The sequence below is a fragment of the Clostridium sp. HGF2 genome (genome assembly GCF_964240115.1).
Taxonomy (GTDB): Bacteria; Bacillota_I; Bacilli_A; order Erysipelotrichales; family Erysipelotrichaceae; genus Clostridium_AQ; species Clostridium_AQ innocuum.
In genome coordinates, this window is sequence record NZ_CAXSSO010000030.1 from 1 (window position 1) to 760 (window position 760).

The 760-nt window shown below is 50.8% G+C and carries 1 rRNA gene; it reads right to left on the reverse strand.

Going from position 1 to position 760, the window contains the following annotated elements:
* Positions 1-760, reverse strand: a 23S ribosomal RNA gene (locus tag ACESPQ_RS20790); the annotation flags it as partial.

The following is a 760-nucleotide window of genomic DNA, read 5'->3' on the forward strand; positions in this document are numbered from 1 at the left end:
TCGATTGATTTCCATCCAATCTGAGCGTACCTTTGGGCGCCTCCGTTACTCTTTAGGAGGCGACCGCCCCAGTCAAACTGCCCACCTGACACGGTCCCTCACCCAGTTCATGGGTGCAGGTTAGAACTTCAATCAAACAAGAGTGGTATCCCAACAGCGGCTCCTCGTATACTGGCGTACACGTCTCACAGCCTCCCACCTATCCTGTACATCTTTGATCAAAATTCAATATCAGGCTACAGTAAAGCTCCATGGGGTCTTTCCGTCTAGTTGCGGGTAACCTGCATTTTCACAGGTACTAAGATTTCACCGAGTCTGCTGCCGAGACAGCGCCCAAATCGTTACGCCTTTCGTGCGGGTCAGAACTTACCTGACAAGGAATTTCGCTACCTTAGGACCGTTATAGTTACGGCCGCCGTTCACTGGGGCTTCAATTCATTGCTTCTCCTTGCGGATGACAAATCCTCTTAACCTTCCAGCACCGGGCAGGCGTCACCCCCTATACTTCGTCTTGCGACTTTGCAGAGAGCTGTGTTTTAGTTAAACAGTCGCTTGGGCCTCTTCACTGCGGCTCTCTTTTACAAGAGCACTCCTTATCGCTAACTTACGGAGTCATTTTGCCGAGTTCCTTGGCAACAGTTCTCTCGCTCACCTCAGGATTCTCTCCTTGCCCACCTGTGTCGGTTTTGGTACGGGCCGCTATGGAATATACTAGAAACTTTTCTTGGAAGCTGGCATCATGTGCTTCAGTACTTGCCCG